13 protein-coding genes and 3 pseudogenes are annotated in these 14,821 nt (G+C 53.8%); 7 read left to right on the top strand and 9 right to left on the bottom strand.

Annotated elements, in window-relative coordinates; genetic code table 11:
- Positions 1-85 precede the first annotated feature (85 nt).
- Positions 86-1,201, bottom strand: a complete 1,116-nt coding sequence (locus tag VRC33_RS01445; RefSeq protein WP_338560128.1) for a branched-chain amino acid ABC transporter substrate-binding protein — start codon at positions 1,199-1,201, stop codon at positions 86-88.
- Between the two features lie 387 nt (positions 1,202-1,588).
- On the opposite strand from VRC33_RS01445, the gene panM reads away from it, so the two are divergent.
- Entirely contained in the window at positions 1,589-1,984 is a 396-nt protein-coding gene (panM, locus tag VRC33_RS01440; protein WP_338560125.1) for an aspartate 1-decarboxylase autocleavage activator PanM, read from the top strand.
- A gap of 152 nt (positions 1,985-2,136) precedes the next feature.
- Here panM and rpoH read toward each other — a convergent pair whose 3' ends face one another.
- The 4 genes and pseudogenes from rpoH to ftsY form a co-directional block, all read right to left on the bottom strand.
- Complete coding sequence (rpoH, locus tag VRC33_RS01435) at positions 2,137-2,991, bottom strand: RNA polymerase sigma factor RpoH (RefSeq protein WP_147200179.1); 855 nt, start codon at positions 2,989-2,991, stop codon at positions 2,137-2,139.
- A 260-nt stretch (positions 2,992-3,251) separates the two neighbouring features.
- Positions 3,252-4,244, bottom strand: coding sequence for a permease-like cell division protein FtsX (gene ftsX / locus VRC33_RS01430; RefSeq protein ID WP_338560122.1), 993 nt, complete (start codon positions 4,242-4,244; stop codon positions 3,252-3,254).
- Positions 4,237-4,902 carry a cell division ATP-binding protein FtsE gene (gene ftsE, locus VRC33_RS01425; RefSeq protein ID WP_338560119.1) on the bottom strand — a complete coding sequence of 222 codons (666 nt, stop codon included), beginning with the start codon at positions 4,900-4,902 and terminating at the stop codon, positions 4,237-4,239. The genes ftsX and ftsE overlap by 8 nt, the downstream gene beginning before the upstream one ends.
- Positions 4,903-4,907: 5 nt before the next feature.
- Positions 4,908-6,586, bottom strand: a pseudogene (gene ftsY / locus VRC33_RS01420) (signal recognition particle-docking protein FtsY).
- A gap of 165 nt (positions 6,587-6,751) precedes the next feature.
- Between ftsY and rsmD the strand changes: the two are divergent.
- Together rsmD and VRC33_RS01410 are read left to right on the top strand one after the other, a co-directional pair.
- Positions 6,752-7,324: pseudogene (gene rsmD, locus VRC33_RS01415) on the top strand (16S rRNA (guanine(966)-N(2))-methyltransferase); the annotation flags it as partial.
- A gap of 21 nt (positions 7,325-7,345) precedes the next feature.
- The gene (locus tag VRC33_RS01410) at positions 7,346-7,615 is read left to right on the top strand and encodes a DUF1145 family protein (protein ID WP_338564409.1); all 270 of its coding nucleotides are present in this window, start codon (positions 7,346-7,348) and stop codon (positions 7,613-7,615) included.
- Between the two features lie 53 nt (positions 7,616-7,668).
- Here VRC33_RS01410 and VRC33_RS01405 read toward each other — a convergent pair whose 3' ends face one another.
- Entirely contained in the window at positions 7,669-8,019 is a 351-nt protein-coding gene (locus tag VRC33_RS01405; RefSeq protein ID WP_338560115.1) for a DUF2500 domain-containing protein, read from the bottom strand.
- A gap of 151 nt (positions 8,020-8,170) precedes the next feature.
- Between VRC33_RS01405 and VRC33_RS01400 the strand changes: the two genes are divergently transcribed.
- Both VRC33_RS01400 and VRC33_RS01395 read left to right on the top strand, forming a co-directional pair.
- Positions 8,171-8,797 carry a lysoplasmalogenase gene (locus tag VRC33_RS01400; RefSeq protein ID WP_338560113.1) on the top strand — a complete coding sequence of 209 codons (627 nt, stop codon included), beginning with the start codon at positions 8,171-8,173 and terminating at the stop codon, positions 8,795-8,797.
- A 91-nt stretch (positions 8,798-8,888) separates the two neighbouring features.
- Positions 8,889-11,162, top strand: a complete 2,274-nt coding sequence (locus VRC33_RS01395) for a zinc/cadmium/mercury/lead-transporting ATPase (protein ID WP_338560111.1) — start codon at positions 8,889-8,891, stop codon at positions 11,160-11,162.
- 13 nt (positions 11,163-11,175) lie between these two features.
- Here the strand turns inward: VRC33_RS01395 and tusA are convergent, their stop codons facing one another.
- On the bottom strand, positions 11,176-11,427 hold the full coding sequence (gene tusA, locus VRC33_RS01390; protein ID WP_338560109.1) for a sulfurtransferase TusA: 252 nt from the start codon (positions 11,425-11,427) through the stop codon (positions 11,176-11,178).
- 198 nt (positions 11,428-11,625) lie between these two features.
- On the opposite strand from tusA, the gene VRC33_RS01385 reads away from it, so the two are divergent.
- Together VRC33_RS01385 and VRC33_RS01380 are read left to right on the top strand one after the other, a co-directional pair.
- Positions 11,626-12,291 carry a 7-cyano-7-deazaguanine/7-aminomethyl-7-deazaguanine transporter gene (locus VRC33_RS01385; RefSeq protein WP_338564408.1) on the top strand — a complete coding sequence of 222 codons (666 nt, stop codon included), beginning with the start codon at positions 11,626-11,628 and terminating at the stop codon, positions 12,289-12,291.
- A gap of 99 nt (positions 12,292-12,390) precedes the next feature.
- Positions 12,391-12,948 (top strand): DcrB family lipoprotein, encoded by a 558-nt coding sequence (locus tag VRC33_RS01380; protein WP_338560107.1) that lies wholly within the window; start codon positions 12,391-12,393, stop codon positions 12,946-12,948.
- Positions 12,949-12,997: 49 nt separating this feature from the next.
- Here VRC33_RS01380 and iolE read toward each other — a convergent pair whose 3' ends face one another.
- Positions 12,998-13,894 (bottom strand): myo-inosose-2 dehydratase, encoded by an 897-nt coding sequence (gene iolE, locus VRC33_RS01375; protein ID WP_338560105.1) that lies wholly within the window; start codon positions 13,892-13,894, stop codon positions 12,998-13,000.
- Positions 13,895-13,928: 34 nt separating this feature from the next.
- Positions 13,929-14,811 (bottom strand): annotated as a pseudogene (locus VRC33_RS01370) (sugar phosphate isomerase/epimerase).
- Positions 14,812-14,821 lie beyond the last annotated feature (10 nt).

Raw genomic sequence — 14,821 nt, 5'->3', positions numbered from 1 at the left:
ACCAGACGTTTGCTGTTACTGGCAACAACGTCGCCTTCACCGCTGGCCTGCACGGTAAAGGACCGTCAGGCAAAGCCCGACTGGATTATTTCACCGCGGTTGATGAGCCGTCTGCATGCCATTTGAAAATGCCGAACTCAAAGCCTTTCAGATCGCCTTTGCCATCCCAGCTCAGGTCACCCATTACGGTTGGTACCGGCGCACCCTCTTTCAGGTTCTTCGCGATATCTTCAGGCTCAGCACTTTTGCTGCGTTCCATCCCGGTAGTCAGTGACTGCAAAGCCGCATAGGTGGTCCAGACGAACGGGCCGGTTGAATCCAGTTTCTTCGCTTTCAGCGCGTCAACAATGGCTTTGTTAGCCGGAACCTGGTCGTAACGCTTAGGCAGCGTCACCAGCATGCCTTCAGAGGCAGCACCGGCAATGTTGGACAGGGAGGAGTTACCCACGCCCTCCGGTCCCATAAACTGGGTTTTAAGACCGGCAGCACGGGCCTGACGCAGCATCTGGCCCATCTCCGGGTAATAACCGCCGAAGTAAACGAAATCCACGTTCTCTTTCTTCAGGCGCGCTACCAGCGTGGAGAAGTCTTTATCTCCTGCCGTGATGCCTTCAAACATCACCACGTTGCCGCCGTTTTTCTTCAGGCTTTCCTGAACAGAACGCGCCAGGCCTTCACCGTACTGCTGTTTATCATGGATAACGGCAATACGCTGAGGTTTGATTTCGCTGAGGATGTACGTTGCCGCCGTAGGCCCCTGATCTGAGTCCAGACCGGTGGTACGCATGATCATCTTGTAACCGCGAGTGGTCAGGTCTGCATTGGTTGCAGCCGGGGTAATCATCAGTATGCCTTCGTCTTCATAGATATCAGAAGCAGGCTGCGTAGAGGAGGAGCAAAGATGACCAATGACGTAACGGATACCGTCGTTGATCACTTTGTTGGCTACGGCCACGGCCTGTTTTGGATCGCAGGCATCGTCATATTCCACGCCAACCAGTTTGTCGCCGTTCACGCCACCTTTGGCATTGATATCGGCAATCGCCTGTTTAGCACCGGTGAATTCCATATCGCCATATTGCGCTACCGGGCCAGACATTGCGCCAACAATGGCAACTTTAATGTCTTTCGCTACGGCTGCGTGGCTCATCGCCAGGGCCACACAACCCGCCAGGAACGCGCTACCTTTACTGATTTTCATCCGAACTACCCCATCTGTTGTGATTGCTGTTTTTATTGCTGGCGGATGTCGATAAATCGTCGAAGAAAGAATGAGTTACCGGTAAACGCAGCGATTTTTAATAATAAGGTGTTAATTTTCAGGTTATTAAACAGGAATTTTCTGCTGTAAATCAACTGACACATTCAGAAACCCCCGCTACTGACAGGACAAAACACTGGCAGTTATGGTGGCTTTTCAGCCGCTCAGCCAGCGCGTTATGCTGGCTTTGTGAACAGGCCTAAGTATTTACCCTGCCTTTCAGTTGAGCAATAAACAGATTGCTTTGAATTCGTACAGGAAAAGTTACACGCCCTTCTTTGTGTAATTTCGCTACAATATGCCTTTCGTACTAGTGCGGTATTCCCTATGAAGCTGACCATCATCAGACTGCAACACTTCTCCCCGCAGGACCGGCTTGATTTAGCGAAAATCTGGCCGGAGAGCGATCTGGCTGTCCTGGCGTCTGTACTGAGCGAAACCCAGCAAATTTGGGCGGCAAAATTCAATGACCGTCTGCTGGCGGCTGTTAAGGTCACGATAAAAGGAACGCAGGGCGAGCTGGTGGATTTTCACGTGCGGGAAGTGACCCGTCGCCGTGGCGTCGGAAGTTATCTGCTGGAAGAGTTACTGATAAACAATCCGGCGATCGTTCAATGGTGGATGGCGGATAAAGGTGTGGAAGATCGTCTGGCGATGGCCGCGTTTATGCAGCACGGAGGATTTGTTGATCAGAGGGACGGCTGGAGCTGGCAGGTGCGCTAAGCGCTATCTGAACGGCAGAGTACGGGATGCGGCATCAGAAGCAGGCACGTCAGACATTTTGCACACCAGGCACGTTACAGATTTCAAAGCTGCCTTTGCCGCAGAAACAGAAAGGGCGACCCGAAGTCGCCCTTTCCTGATTAACTTGTGGTTTACGCTTCGATAGCGACACGCAGTTTTTTCATCGCGTTCTTTTCAAGCTGACGCACACGCTCTGCAGAAACGCCGTATTTATCGGCCAGTTCCTGCAGGGTGGTTTTGTTGTCATCGTCCAGCCAGCGGGCACGGATAATGTCCTGGCTACGCTCATCAAGACCCTGCATCGCATCACTGAGTTTATCCGCAGCATGCGCATCCCAGTTATCTTCCTCAATGCCACCGGCAAAGTCAGAGGACTTATCCTGCAGGTAGAGCATAGGCGCCATAGAGCGGCCTTCACCTTCATCATCCGGCGTAGGATCGAAAGTCATGTCCTGGGCCGCCATACGCGACTCCATCTCCAGCACATCTTTGCTGGAAACACCCAGTTCACGGGCAACCATCTCCACTTCGTCCTGATTAAACCAGCCTAAACGCTGCTTGGCTTTACGCAGGTTAAAGAACAGCTTGCGCTGAGCCTTGGTGGTGGCGACCTTCACAATACGCCAGTTACGCAGGACATATTCGTGAATTTCGGCTTTGATCCAGTGCACCGCAAAAGAGACCAGACGTACGCCCACCTCCGGGTTAAAGCGACGCACTGCCTTCATCAGGCCGATATTCCCTTCCTGAATCAGATCAGCCTGCGGCAAGCCGTAGCCCGAATAGTTACGAGCGACATGAACAACAAAGCGCAGGTGAGACAGGATCAGCGTTTTAGCTGCTTCCAGATCGCCCTGGTAATGCAGCCGTTCAGCCAACGCTTTTTCCTCTTCTGCCGTCAGCATAGGCCAGGCATTGGCAGCACGGATATAGGAATCCAGGTTGCCTAAAGGAGCAATAGCTAAAGTTTGCATTTCTTTGGTCATTCAAACCCTCTCTGTTTTCAACAATGATGCTGTGCATTTCCCTGCACAATCCACAAGCCTACGTGAACGGCAGCCAGAAATGAAAGCAATCTGTGCTACTTCGACTCTAAAGTTATCCACAAGTTCACTGTCAGCAGTGCATAAATTACACACCGTCTGGGCAGGGGGAGTCTCCGGAGGGGAAGTGTAGAATAAAAACTTCCTCTGTGCAGGGGACTCACGCAACAGAGGAAGATTATAACAAAAAAGATGTAAAGGGGTTACTGCGGCGTAAATCGACGTAAATGTTGCACCGTCGCCAGCCAGGCGGCTATCCAGCCAATCATGGCGGAGACCAGCAGCAGCAGCAGGCTCTCATCCCAGGCTAAACCGGTCAGATTAAAGGTGGTGCCAAAGACGGCGGCAACCTGAGTCACTACCGTTTCCAGACGGAACACCAGGACTTCTGAAAGGATCAACGACAGCAGCGCACCGGCGAATCCGAGCAACGCACCGCCATAAAGGAAAGGCCGCAGAATAAAGCCATCTGTTGCGCCAATCAGCTTCTGCACATTGATGGTGTCGCGACGCGCAAAGATACTGAGCCGCACGCTGTTACCGATCACAAGGAACACGGCCACAATCATCAGAATACCGATCATGGCTGCCACCTGGCCGACCAGGCCGGTCAGCGCGGCAAGGCGGGCAAACCAGCTGTCATCCATCTTCACTTCATCCACGCCCTGCACTTTCGATACGCGGTCGCGCAGGTTATTCATGGTGTCGTTGCTCTGGAAGGTCATCTTTGGCGTGATGATGGCAACGGCAGGCAGTGGATTCTGCTCCAGCATGTCCATCGCGCCACCAAAACCAGACCAGTTGCGGAACTCGCCCATCGCCTCTTCGCGGGACAGATAATTCACTTTGTCCACGCCATCTTCTTTCTTCAACTGCGCCACAACATTTTCTGCCGCGTCGTCATCCAGCGTTTTACTCAGGTAAACCGTCAACTGAGGTGCGGGATACCATTGTTCTGCTGCCTGATTGACGTTTTTCCACACCATGTAGCATACGCTTGGCAACGTCAGTGAGATGGCAATCACCATCACCGTCAGCAAGGTGGCTAACGGTTGACGCCACATATCAGAAAGCGAGCCATGCAGCGCATATCGCCACTGCTCCTGCCAGCCGCCTTTCAGCGCTTTGCTTTTAGAGGGGCGCTTCTGTTTTGCCGCTTTGGGTGCAGGCGTCCGGGAATTGCGTTTATTAACCACCCTGGCCTCCGTGCAAACGTCCCTGATTTAAAGTCATCAGGCGATAATTACGCCGGGCGATCAGCGCCCGGTCATGGGTTGCCATCAGTACGGTGACGCCAACACGGTTGAACTCTTCGAACAGGCGAAGGATATCTTCCGACAGAGCATCATCCAGGTTACCGGTGGGTTCATCAGCCAGCAGAACGGCAGGTTTGTTTACCACGGCGCGGGCAATGCCTACACGCTGCTGTTCACCGCCAGAAAGTTGGATCGGATAGCTTTTGGCCTTGTCCAGCAGGCCCACTTTGTCCAGCGCGGCAGATACGCGACGGCGAATATCTTCTCCGCTGGCCCCGGCGATGATCAACGGAATGGCCACGTTGTCATATACGGAACGATCCATCAACAGGTGGTGGTCCTGAAAGATCATACCGATCTGGCGGCGCAAAAACGGCACTTCGCTGTTTTTCAGGCGACTGATGTCATGGCCGCTGAACCAGATCTGGCCGGCACTTGGGCGCTCGATACCACAAATAAGCTTTAGCAGGGTGCTTTTCCCGGCCCCGGAATGTCCGGTCAGAAACGCCATTTCTCCCGGACGCAGATGAAAATCTACCCCCTGAAGCGCTTGCCGACCGCCGAGATAAGCCTTACTGACTTCTTCAAAGCGAATCATCCTAATTAGTCCTCTCGGGCAAAAAGTGCCTCTATAAAATCGTCAGCTTTAAACGAGCGTAAATCTTCGATGCCTTCACCCACGCCGATATAGCGAATCGGAATGGCAAACTGATCGGCGACCGAGAAGATCACCCCACCTTTCGCTGTACCGTCCAGCTTGGTCAGGGTGATCCCCGTCAGCCCAACAGCCTCATGGAACAGCTTAGTCTGGCTGATAGCATTCTGGCCGGTGCTGGCGTCGATGGTCAGCATCACCTCATGCGGAGCCTGCTCGTCGAGCTTTTTCATCACGCGGGTGATTTTTTTCAGCTCTTCCATCAGGTGCGCCTTGTTCTGCAGACGCCCGGCGGTATCCGCAATCAGCACGTCTACGTGGCGGGCTTTAGCAGCCTGAATGGCATCAAAAATTACCGAGGCGGAATCCGCACCGGTATGCTGAGCAATCACTGGAATATCGTTACGCTGGCCCCACACCTGCAATTGCTCAACGGCTGCTGCGCGGAAGGTATCTCCGGCTGCCAGCATCACTGATTTGCCTTCGGCCTGGTACTGACGGGCCAGTTTACCGATGGTGGTGGTTTTACCGACGCCGTTAACACCAACCATCAGGATCACAAACGGCGTTTTCCCAGTGACTTCAAGCGGTGCCTCTACTTTGGCCAGGATTTCTGACATCTCCTGTTTCAGCAGACCATACAGGGCTTCAGCATCCCGTAGCTGTTTGCGGTTAGCCTGTTGCGTCAGGTTATTGATAATACGGCGAGTGGTCTCTACCCCTACATCTGCAATCAAAAGCTGCTCTTCCAGCTCTTCAAACAGATCGTCGTCGATCTTTTTACCCCGGAACAACCCGATAAATCCGGACCCCAGATTCTGACGGGTTTTCACCAAGCTGCGTTTCAGGCGGGCAAAGAAGCCTTCTTTGGTCGGACGCTGCTGTTCGGTTTGTTCAGCCTGCTCAACTTTCGCCAGCGCGGCCGCAACAGACTCTTCCTGTTCAATCAGTTCAGCCTCAGAAGCCCCGGAAGCCAGAGCGATAGCTTCCAGCTCTTCCGGCAGGATCTCATCCTCTGGCTCACTCTCAGCCACCTCTTCCGGCAGATACTCTTCTTCCGGCTCAGGTTTAAACTCAGCCACTTCTTCCGGCAGATATTCTTCTTCCGGCTCAGGTTTAGTCTCAGCCACCTCTTCCGGCAGATATTCTTCTTCGGGCTCAGGCTTAGCCTCAGCCACGGCTTCCGGCAGATATTCTTCTTCGGGCTCAGGCTTAGCCTCAGCCACGGCTTCCGGCAGATATTCTTCTTCTGGCTCAGGCTTAGCTTCAGCCACGGCTTCCGGCAGATATTCCTCTTCCGGCTCAGACTTAGTCTCAGCCACGGCTTCCGGCAGATATTCTTCTTCGGGCTCAGGCTTAACTACCGCCACGACTTCCGGTTGTAACGGTTCTGCCGTGGCAGATTCACTTACGCGTTCCGGGTGGGTGGCCTGATCGTGAGCAACGTTTTCCGTTACTTCAACAATCTCTTCAGCGCGCTGCTCAGCCTCGGGTTTTGCGGGCGTGGCGGCATCTGTTGCAGTAACATCCCCGGACTGCTGCTGATCTGGCGTCTCTTCCTGCGGCGTTTTATCTTCACGCCCTAATCCCAGCCAGGAAAAAAGCCACGTTTCTTATTTTTTGCCATGGTGCAACCACACTCCTCGCGGGGAAAAAACTGTCAGGTCTCTGAAAATCATCTTAATCCCCTAGTCTAACACTTTCCTGCTAACGCAACACAGCACCCTTTTTACGTTTCCTCCGCCCGGTAAGCCCGTTAAACTGTGCAACAAATTATGAAGAGTTCAGCAGCATGAATAAAAATCCCCGCAGCGGCGGCGCCGGACAAATCCGCATTATTGGTGGTTTGTGGCGCGGCAGAAAACTTCCGGTGCCCGACAGCGCCGGCCTTCGTCCCACGACCGATCGCGTTCGTGAAACCCTGTTTAACTGGCTGGCACCCGATATTCAGGGAGCAAAGTGTCTGGACTGTTTTGCCGGCAGCGGTGCGCTGGGCCTTGAAGCGCTTTCGCGCCATGCAGCCTCGGTCACGTTACTGGAGCTGGAACGCCCGGTGGCCCGCCAACTGGAGCAGAACCTCGCTACTCTGGCAGCAAAAACAGGTCGTGTGGTGAACACCAATACTTTGCAGTTTCTGGCGCAGAGTGGAGAGCCTCACGATCTGGTATTTATTGATCCTCCGTTCCGCAAAGGGCTGTTAGACCAGACTCTTGAGCTGCTGGAACAGAAAGGCTGGCTGGCGGATAACGCGCTTATTTATGTCGAAAGCGAAGTCGAGCAGGGCCTGCCGCCCGTGCCGGTCAACTGGAAGCTGCATCGTGAGAAGATTGCCGGGCAGGTAGCGTATCGCCTCTATATTCGTCAGGTTATTGAGAAGGAAGAGAAAATGCTGATTAATCTTGGCCGGCTGTTGATGGCCTGCGTCTGGGCCTTTTTGTTGCTCAACCTGGTGCATCCCTTCCCCAAACCGCTGAAGTATTTTATCGATGTGGCGCTGTTTTTCATGGTGATCATGCATGGCCTGCAGCTGGTGTTGATGCGGGCAACGCAACCGAAAGATGCCCCTAAACTCAGTGGCCTGATGCAGATAAAAATCTTCTTCTTCGGCGTATTTGAACTGCTGGCATGGCAGAAAAAATTTATGCCGAAGAAGTAAAAAGCAGTAAATCAGCCGAAAAAGCGCGGTCATCCCCTGCTTTTTCGGCAAGCTTACCGACTGCTGAACGAAATAAACCGCGTTCCCTGAATTTTTAACTGCCCTTTCTCACCCTGGTCAATCTGCCTGTAATCCTGCTCTTTCAACACCAGTTTGAAATCGCCTGCCCCGTTTAAAGGGTGGAACCAGGCCTCGTAACGCATCTCCTCTACCGGAATAACTTCACGCTGGCGAGAGCGGCGGTTAGTAATCGGAACCTCTTTCTTGGCTTTGACCTGTGCCGGTATTGAACGCACTGGCGAAGCATCATTTACCGCGACTTCCCGCCGCTGCTTGATAAACTGCCGCGTGGCCAGCACGGCGATGACAGCCAGTACGACGAAAAAAATGAGTGATGGCTTCATATTTCCCTTCTTCCTCCTTATCAGGCAATGCAATTCATTCCCACGGACCAAAAGGATACAACCAGAGCCGTCCCATTGTCACATCGGGAAGACCTGACCTAAACTACTTTCAGAATTGTGGAGTTTTGCCTCTAAAACAAAGGGACACATTATGATTTGGTCGTTTCTGGCAGTCTTTTTCTCCAGCTGGTTATATGTCGACGCTTCCTATCGCGGCCCGCAGTGGCAACGGTGGGTCTTCAAGCCCGTCACTCTCCTGCTGTTGCTGGCGTTGGCTTGGCAGGCACCGGTGCTTAATACCACGGACTATTTGATCCTCTTCGGGCTGCTGGCCACGCTGATTGGCGACGCGCTCACGCTGTTACCCAACCGCCGCATGCTTTATGCCATCGGTGCTTTCTTCCTTTCTCATCTGCTTTACACCCTGTGCTTTGCCAGCAACATGACGCTGACCTTCTTCTGGCCCATCCCGCTGGCAGTGCTGATTATTGGGGCAGCCCTGATCGCCACCATCTGGACCAGGCTGGAAGATCTGCGCTGGCCGATTTGTACATTTATCGGCATGACGCTGCTGATGGTCTGGCTGGCTGCTGAACAATATTTCTTCCGCCCAACGGATTACAGCTTCTCGCTGATGGTCGGTACCTCGCTGCTGTTGCTGGCCAATATTGTCTGGCTGGGTAGCCACTACCGCCACCGCTTCACCGCTGACAGCGCTATTGTCGCCGCCTGCTATTTTGCCGGCCACTTTATGATTGTCCGTTCGCTCTATCTTTAATCGTCTTTTGCCTTGACTCTGGAGTCCACTCCAGAGTGTAAGATGGCGCAATCGCGGGACACTTTCCCGCCGTTGCCCATCAGGAGGCGTTATGCACCCGCACTCATCATCTTGCCCTTGTGGTCAGACCCACGCTCACAGCCAGCATGGCTGCACCAGCAAACCTCGTCCCGTGATTAAAAAAATTGCTTCGCTCAGCATGGCAGCACCGGAAACCAGCTGTTGCAGTGATGCAGGATGCGGCCCGGCTGACGAGCCTGATGAGGAAAGCGACAATGCCGGTTCGGCAGAACGTTTAAGCTGGATAATTAACGGGATGGATTGCCCGGCTTGTGCCCGCAAAATCGAAACGGCCGTAAATAAACTCGCTGAAGTCAATCATGCCCGGGTGCTGTTCGCCACGGAAAAACTGGTGGTCACCGCCGACAAAGATGTCAGCAGGCAGGTTGAGGCCGCCGTTATCCAGGCCGGGTTTACCCTGAAACGCAGCAATGCGCCAAAGACGGTTGAGGATCATCCCGGCTTCTGGCAGGAAAATCGCGCCATTATATCGCTCTGCGTGATGATGCTGTTGAGCTGGTCAATCCACTTCATCAGCCCTCAGGCTGCAAAGATTGCCTTTACCCTGACCACGCTGGCCGGAGCCTGGCCTGTTGCCCGCAGTGCATTGCGCCTGATCCGCAGCGGCACCCCCTTTGCTATTGAAACATTGATGACTGTCGCAGCCATCGGGGCCTTATTTATCGGCGCTACCTCAGAGGCTGCCATGGTTCTGCTGCTGTTTCTGCTGGGTGAACGGCTGGAGTCTTTTGCCGCCAGCCGCGCACGCCGTGGCGTAACGGCGCTGATGGCGCTAAAACCCGAAGAGGCTGTCCGTATCCGGGGAGACCGGCGTGAAACCGTTGCTCTGAACGCGCTGCGCCCTGGCGATATTATTGAAGTTGCCCCCGGTGACAGGCTGCCAGCCGATGCCCTTTTACGCTCTTCCTTTGCCAGCTTTGATGAAAGCGCCTTAACCGGTGAATCAGTTCCGGTTGAGCGCCAGCAGGGCGAAGCCGTAGCCGCAGGCTGCCTGAGCGTCGACCGCCAGGTTCAGCTGGAAGTGGTATCAAAGCCGGGTGAAAGTGCCGTTGACCGTATCCTGCACCTGATAGAAGAAGCCGAGTCTAACCGCGCACCGATAGAACGTTTCCTCGATCGTTTCAGCCGTATCTACACCCCGGCGATCATGGCGCTGGCATTGCTGGTAGCGGTAATCCCTCCGCTGCTGCTGGGCGCAGAGTGGCAACCCTGGATTTACAAAGGGCTCACCCTGCTGCTGATTGGCTGCCCCTGCGCACTGGTTATCTCCACGCCTGCGGCGATCACTTCCGGCCTGGCAGCAGCCTCACGCCGCGGCGTGTTAATTAAAGGCGGTGCGGCACTTGAGAGTCTTAACGCTATCCGCACGCTGGCTTTCGATAAAACCGGTACGCTGACGCAGGGTAAGCCTGAAGTCACTGCCCTGATTGCGCTGACAGGAGAGAGTGAATCCTCACTGCTGGCCAAAGCGGCAGCGGTGGAAAGCGGCTCCTCACATCCGCTGGCGAAGGCCATTGTCTCCCTGGCGGCTGAACAAAACCTGACGCTGGCACAGGCAACCGCCCAGCGGGCACTGGCTGGCAGCGGCGTTGAAGCCATTGTTGAAGGTCACACCTTGTTGATCAGCGCACCTGGCAGGCTGGCTGAGGGCAGACTGGATTGGGCGCAGGCTGAACGCGTGGCCACGCTTGAAGCCGCAGGAAACACGGTAGTGGTACTGATGCAGGATGGACTGCCAACCGCTCTGATTGCCCTGCGTGATACCCTGCGTGCCGATGCGGCAGAGGCTCTCGCAGAGCTGCGCGCGCTGAATATCCATACTCTGATGTTAACCGGGGATAATCCCCGGGCTGCCGCAGCTATCGCCGGTGAGCTTGGGATAGATTATCGCGCCGGCTTATTGCCCGCAGATAAGGTGGCAGCCATCAGGGAGCTGAATCAGCATCAGCCCGTAGCCATGGCAGGCGATGGGATTAACGATGCACCAGCGATGAAAGCCGCCACGGTGGGGATTGCCATGGGCAGTGGCAGCGATGTGGCACTGGAAACAGCCGATGCCGCCCTGACCCATAACCGGCTTGGCGGCCTGGCAACGATGATCCGCCTGGCCAGGGCAACGCACAGCAATATCCGTCAGAACATCACTATCGCGCTGGGGCTTAAAGCGGTCTTTCTGGTGACTACACTGCTCGGCATCACCGGCTTATGGCTGGCCGTGCTGGCCGATTCAGGCGCTACCGCATTAGTCACCGCTAACGCGTTACGCCTGCTGCGCAAATCCTGATACGGGTTTGCGCTCAGCCCGGAAGCCCTTTTCTCAACAGATACTTATAGGGTACCTGCTCTGTCAGTTGGGCGACCAGCGTATGTTCCATAAAACGACAGAAGCCGGGGATATCGCGGGTGGTTGCCGGATCGTCAGCAATAATCAGCAGGGTTTCGCCCTCCTGCATATGGCGCACGGCTTTGCGCACCATCATTACAGGCTCCGGGCAGCGCAGGCCCAAGGCATCCAGGGTTTGATCGGGGTTGGCGAACAGATCGCTCATAGCACTCTCATTAAACGTAAAAAAACTGCGTTTAGTTTACCCTCCCCTTTTGCATCTGCAAGTCCGCTGCAGACGATAACGTTTGCGCTAAAATTAACCATTGCAATGGCAGGATGATTCGGTAAGATGCCGCGCAATCGCCCTGGCGATACAATTTTCATTGGGTTCCCTCACCCCAATCTTCAAAAAGGTCACATGATGATTTCTTTTTCAAAAAATCAGCGCATGCATGCGTTGGTCTGGCTGTCGCTGTTTCATGTACTGGTGATCACTTCCAGTAACTATCTGGTGCAACTGCCGATCTCTGTTTTCGGTTTCCACACCACCTGGGGCGCCTTCAGCTTCCCGTTTATCTTTCTTGCCACCGATCTGACCGTGCGAATTTTTGGTGCGCCGCTGGCTCGTCGCATTATTCTGGCGGTAATGATCCCGGCCCTGTTTATCTCCTACGGCGTTTCAGCCCTCTTCTATCAGGGAGAATGGCAGGGTTTTGCCGCGCTGAAAGAGGTCAATCTGTTTGTCGCCCGCATCGCCTGCGCCAGTTTTATGGCCTACGCGCTGGGTCAGATACTGGACGTGCACGTCTTTAACCGTCTGCGCCAGCTGCCGCAGTGGTGGATAGCACCGGCTTCCGCCATGTTCCTTGGCAATATCAGTGACACGCTGGCCTTCTTCTTTATCGCCTTCTATAAAAGCCCCGATGCTTTTATGGCGCAGAACTGGGTCGAGATTGCTCTGGTGGATTACAGCTTCAAAGTGCTTATCTGCATGATTTTCTTTTTGCCCGCTTATGGCCTGCTGTTGAATGCCATGCTGAAACGCCTTGCGGAAAAATCCCGCCTCACCCAGGCCAACTTCGGCTAAGCTGCATTCTGTGACAGAGAGCAGGTTGCTTTTGCCTGCTGATTACTATTTTATGAATGGCTGTAAATCAGCACATGACTAACGTAAAAAGGGATCATAATGCGTAACTTACTGAAATATGCCGGTATTGGTTTACTGGTGGTCGGACTGGCCGCCTGCGACGGCAAAGATGATAAAGCCGCAGCCGACGACAATGGCACCAGTAGCAGCCAGAGCAGCCAGAATGTGACCCTGATGGATGGCAAGCTGAGCTTTGCGCTGCCAGCCGGAATGTCCGATCAGAGCGGCAAGCTCGGCACCCAGGCCAATAACATGCACGTCTATGCCGATGCATCAGGTCAGAAAGCGATTATTGTGATCGAAGGGGATTCCACCACTGAAGGTCTGGACGTGCTGGCAAAACGTCTTGAGCAGCAGCAGCGTAACCGTGATCCACAGCTACAGGTCGTCACCAACAAGTCTGTCGATCTGAATGGCCAGCCTGCCCAGCAGCTGGACTCGGTGATCTCTGCTAAAAACCAGTCTTCCTGGTCTTCAGTAGTGTTAGCCAAAGTTGACGGCAAACTGCTGACTATGCAGATTACTCTGCCTGCAGATAACCAGCAGCAGTCTCAGACAGATGCTGAGAGCATCATCAAAACCATCAAGCTGAAGTAAAAAAAGCCCCTGCAAGTATCTTGCCAGGGGCTTTTGCTTTTTTTACGGCTTACAAACCCGCGTACTCGCGAATATATTTCCTGGCTTTCACCGCATACTCATAGGGATTGGCTAAGGCTGGATCCTGCTCCGCCTCCACAACCATCCAGCCTTTATATCCCGCCTCGTCCAGAATTTTAAACACCGGCATAAAGTCGATTACGCCATCACCCGGTACGGTGAAAGTGCCTTTTTTCACGCCGTCGAGGAACGACAGCTTCTGGCTTCTGACCTGCGCCACCACCTCATCGCGCACATCTTTCAGATGCACATGATTGATGCGCGGCAGATACTTTTTCAGGATAGCCAGCATCGCGGCCTGACTCCCTTCCGAGTAGTAAGCATGGCCCGTATCAAACAGCAGGTAGACATCTTCGTTGGTGGCAGCCATAAAGCGATCAATTTCTTCGGTGGTCTGGATCGCAGTGCCCATATGGTGGTGCAGACAAACCTGCATGCCTTTTTCTGCCGCCAGTTTCGCCAGCTCGTTATAGCCCTCTGCCGTCAGTTGCCACTCTTCGTCAGTGAAGTACGGTTTCTCTTCCAGCACGGCTAACGTCGTACCCTGGATGCTTTTGCTCTGCTCTGAGCAGCCGATCACTTTTGCTCCCATGGCATGCAGGAAATCACGATGATTAATAAACTCATCAATGGTTTTTGCTTTGTCGCCATTGGCAAAAAAGGTGCTGAACCAGGCATTGCAGATTTGCAGACCCCGGCTTTCCAGCATCGGTTTCAGCACCGCCGGATCCCGCGGATATTTACTTCCCACTTCACTGCCGGTAAAACCAGCCAGCGCCATCTCACTGACCGTTTGCTGAAAGGTATTTTCTGCGCCCAGCTCCGGCATATCGTCGTTGGTCCAGCCAATCGGGGCTATCGCCAGCTTCACATTGTCTTTGTTCATCTTCATCTCTCGCAAGAAATAGGGCCGCAGGGCGTTATCTGTTCAGCAGCTCACGCTCAATCAGCTCGCGGGTCTCCACGGCCTGACGCTTCATTTTTTCCGGGTAACCAAACAGCGAAGAGGCAATGACAGATTCCCCCCACTTTGTATGTGCGGTTGGCAAAATCCATCTCCTTCAGAGTCTGGAACAGGGTGTCAAAGTCCACTTCCCCTTCTCCCACACCCACATGCTGGTGAATGGTGGCATCCACGCCCGGCGGATTGACGATGTAACGACAATGCTTGGTGTGATTCATGGTATCGGCAATCAGCACGTGTGACAGATCGCTACCGGCGTATTCCAGCATGCGCTTCACATCGCCTTTGCCTTTGTCATAAAAGAAGGTGTGCGGCACGCTGTACAAATATTTGATGTTCTCACTGCGGAAAGACTTCACCAAATCGACGGTCTCATTGTTCTCTTCGCAGAAATCCCAGGGATGAGACTGGATTTCGATGCGGATGCCTTCACGTTCGACGATCGGCAGGAGCTCCTCCATCGAGCGATAGAACATCTCTTCACAGATTTCCGGCTCGTTAGGCGTGCCGGAGAGTTCGGTATTGATCACCTGAACGCCGGTTTCCACGGCTATCTCAATCATGCGTTTCCAGTTCCGGACGGCAGCCTGACGACGGGCCTCATCCGGGCCGGACCAGCGATAAACCACGATAAATGAGGAGATCTCGACGCCGGTTTCACGCAGCGCGTTTTTATATTCAGTGATAATTTCACGGCTGGCTTTGGGATGTTTATAGAAGGGGTTGATCTGCGGATGGGGCGACTGCTCAATATATTTATAGCCCCAGTCAGCCACCTGATGGACCATTTTAGTAATGCCCATCTCTTTGATGACATCAACGTCAAAAGCGATTTTCATCTCTAACTCC

Origin of the sequence: Erwinia sp. E_sp_B01_1, assembly GCF_036865545.1 — a bacterium.
In the GTDB taxonomy this organism is placed as follows: Bacteria; Pseudomonadota; Gammaproteobacteria; order Enterobacterales; family Enterobacteriaceae; genus Erwinia.
This window is presented reverse-complemented; position numbering and strand designations above follow the sequence as displayed.

Bases quoted from the DNA above. Each gene is read 5' to 3' on its own strand.
- iolE (WP_338560105.1), bottom strand. From the start codon at position 13,894: ATGAACAAAGACAATGTGAAGCTGGCGATAGCCCCGATTGGCTGGACC.
- VRC33_RS01385 (WP_338564408.1), top strand. From the start codon at position 11,626: ATGATTTCTTTTTCAAAAAATCAGCGCATGCATGCGTTGGTCTGGCTG.
- VRC33_RS01380 (WP_338560107.1), top strand. From the start codon at position 12,391: ATGCGTAACTTACTGAAATATGCCGGTATTGGTTTACTGGTGGTCGGA.
- VRC33_RS01400 (WP_338560113.1), top strand. From the start codon at position 8,171: ATGATTTGGTCGTTTCTGGCAGTCTTTTTCTCCAGCTGGTTATATGTC.
- ftsE (WP_338560119.1), bottom strand. From the start codon at position 4,902: ATGATTCGCTTTGAAGAAGTCAGTAAGGCTTATCTCGGCGGTCGGCAA.
- rpoH (WP_147200179.1), bottom strand. From the start codon at position 2,991: ATGACCAAAGAAATGCAAACTTTAGCTATTGCTCCTTTAGGCAACCTG.
- VRC33_RS01445 (WP_338560128.1), bottom strand. From the start codon at position 1,201: ATGAAAATCAGTAAAGGTAGCGCGTTCCTGGCGGGTTGTGTGGCCCTG.
- VRC33_RS01410 (WP_338564409.1), top strand. From the start codon at position 7,346: ATGCTGATTAATCTTGGCCGGCTGTTGATGGCCTGCGTCTGGGCCTTT.
- panM (WP_338560125.1), top strand. From the start codon at position 1,589: ATGAAGCTGACCATCATCAGACTGCAACACTTCTCCCCGCAGGACCGG.
- VRC33_RS01395 (WP_338560111.1), top strand. From the start codon at position 8,889: ATGCACCCGCACTCATCATCTTGCCCTTGTGGTCAGACCCACGCTCAC.
- VRC33_RS01405 (WP_338560115.1), bottom strand. From the start codon at position 8,019: ATGAAGCCATCACTCATTTTTTTCGTCGTACTGGCTGTCATCGCCGTG.
- tusA (WP_338560109.1), bottom strand. From the start codon at position 11,427: ATGAGCGATCTGTTCGCCAACCCCGATCAAACCCTGGATGCCTTGGGC.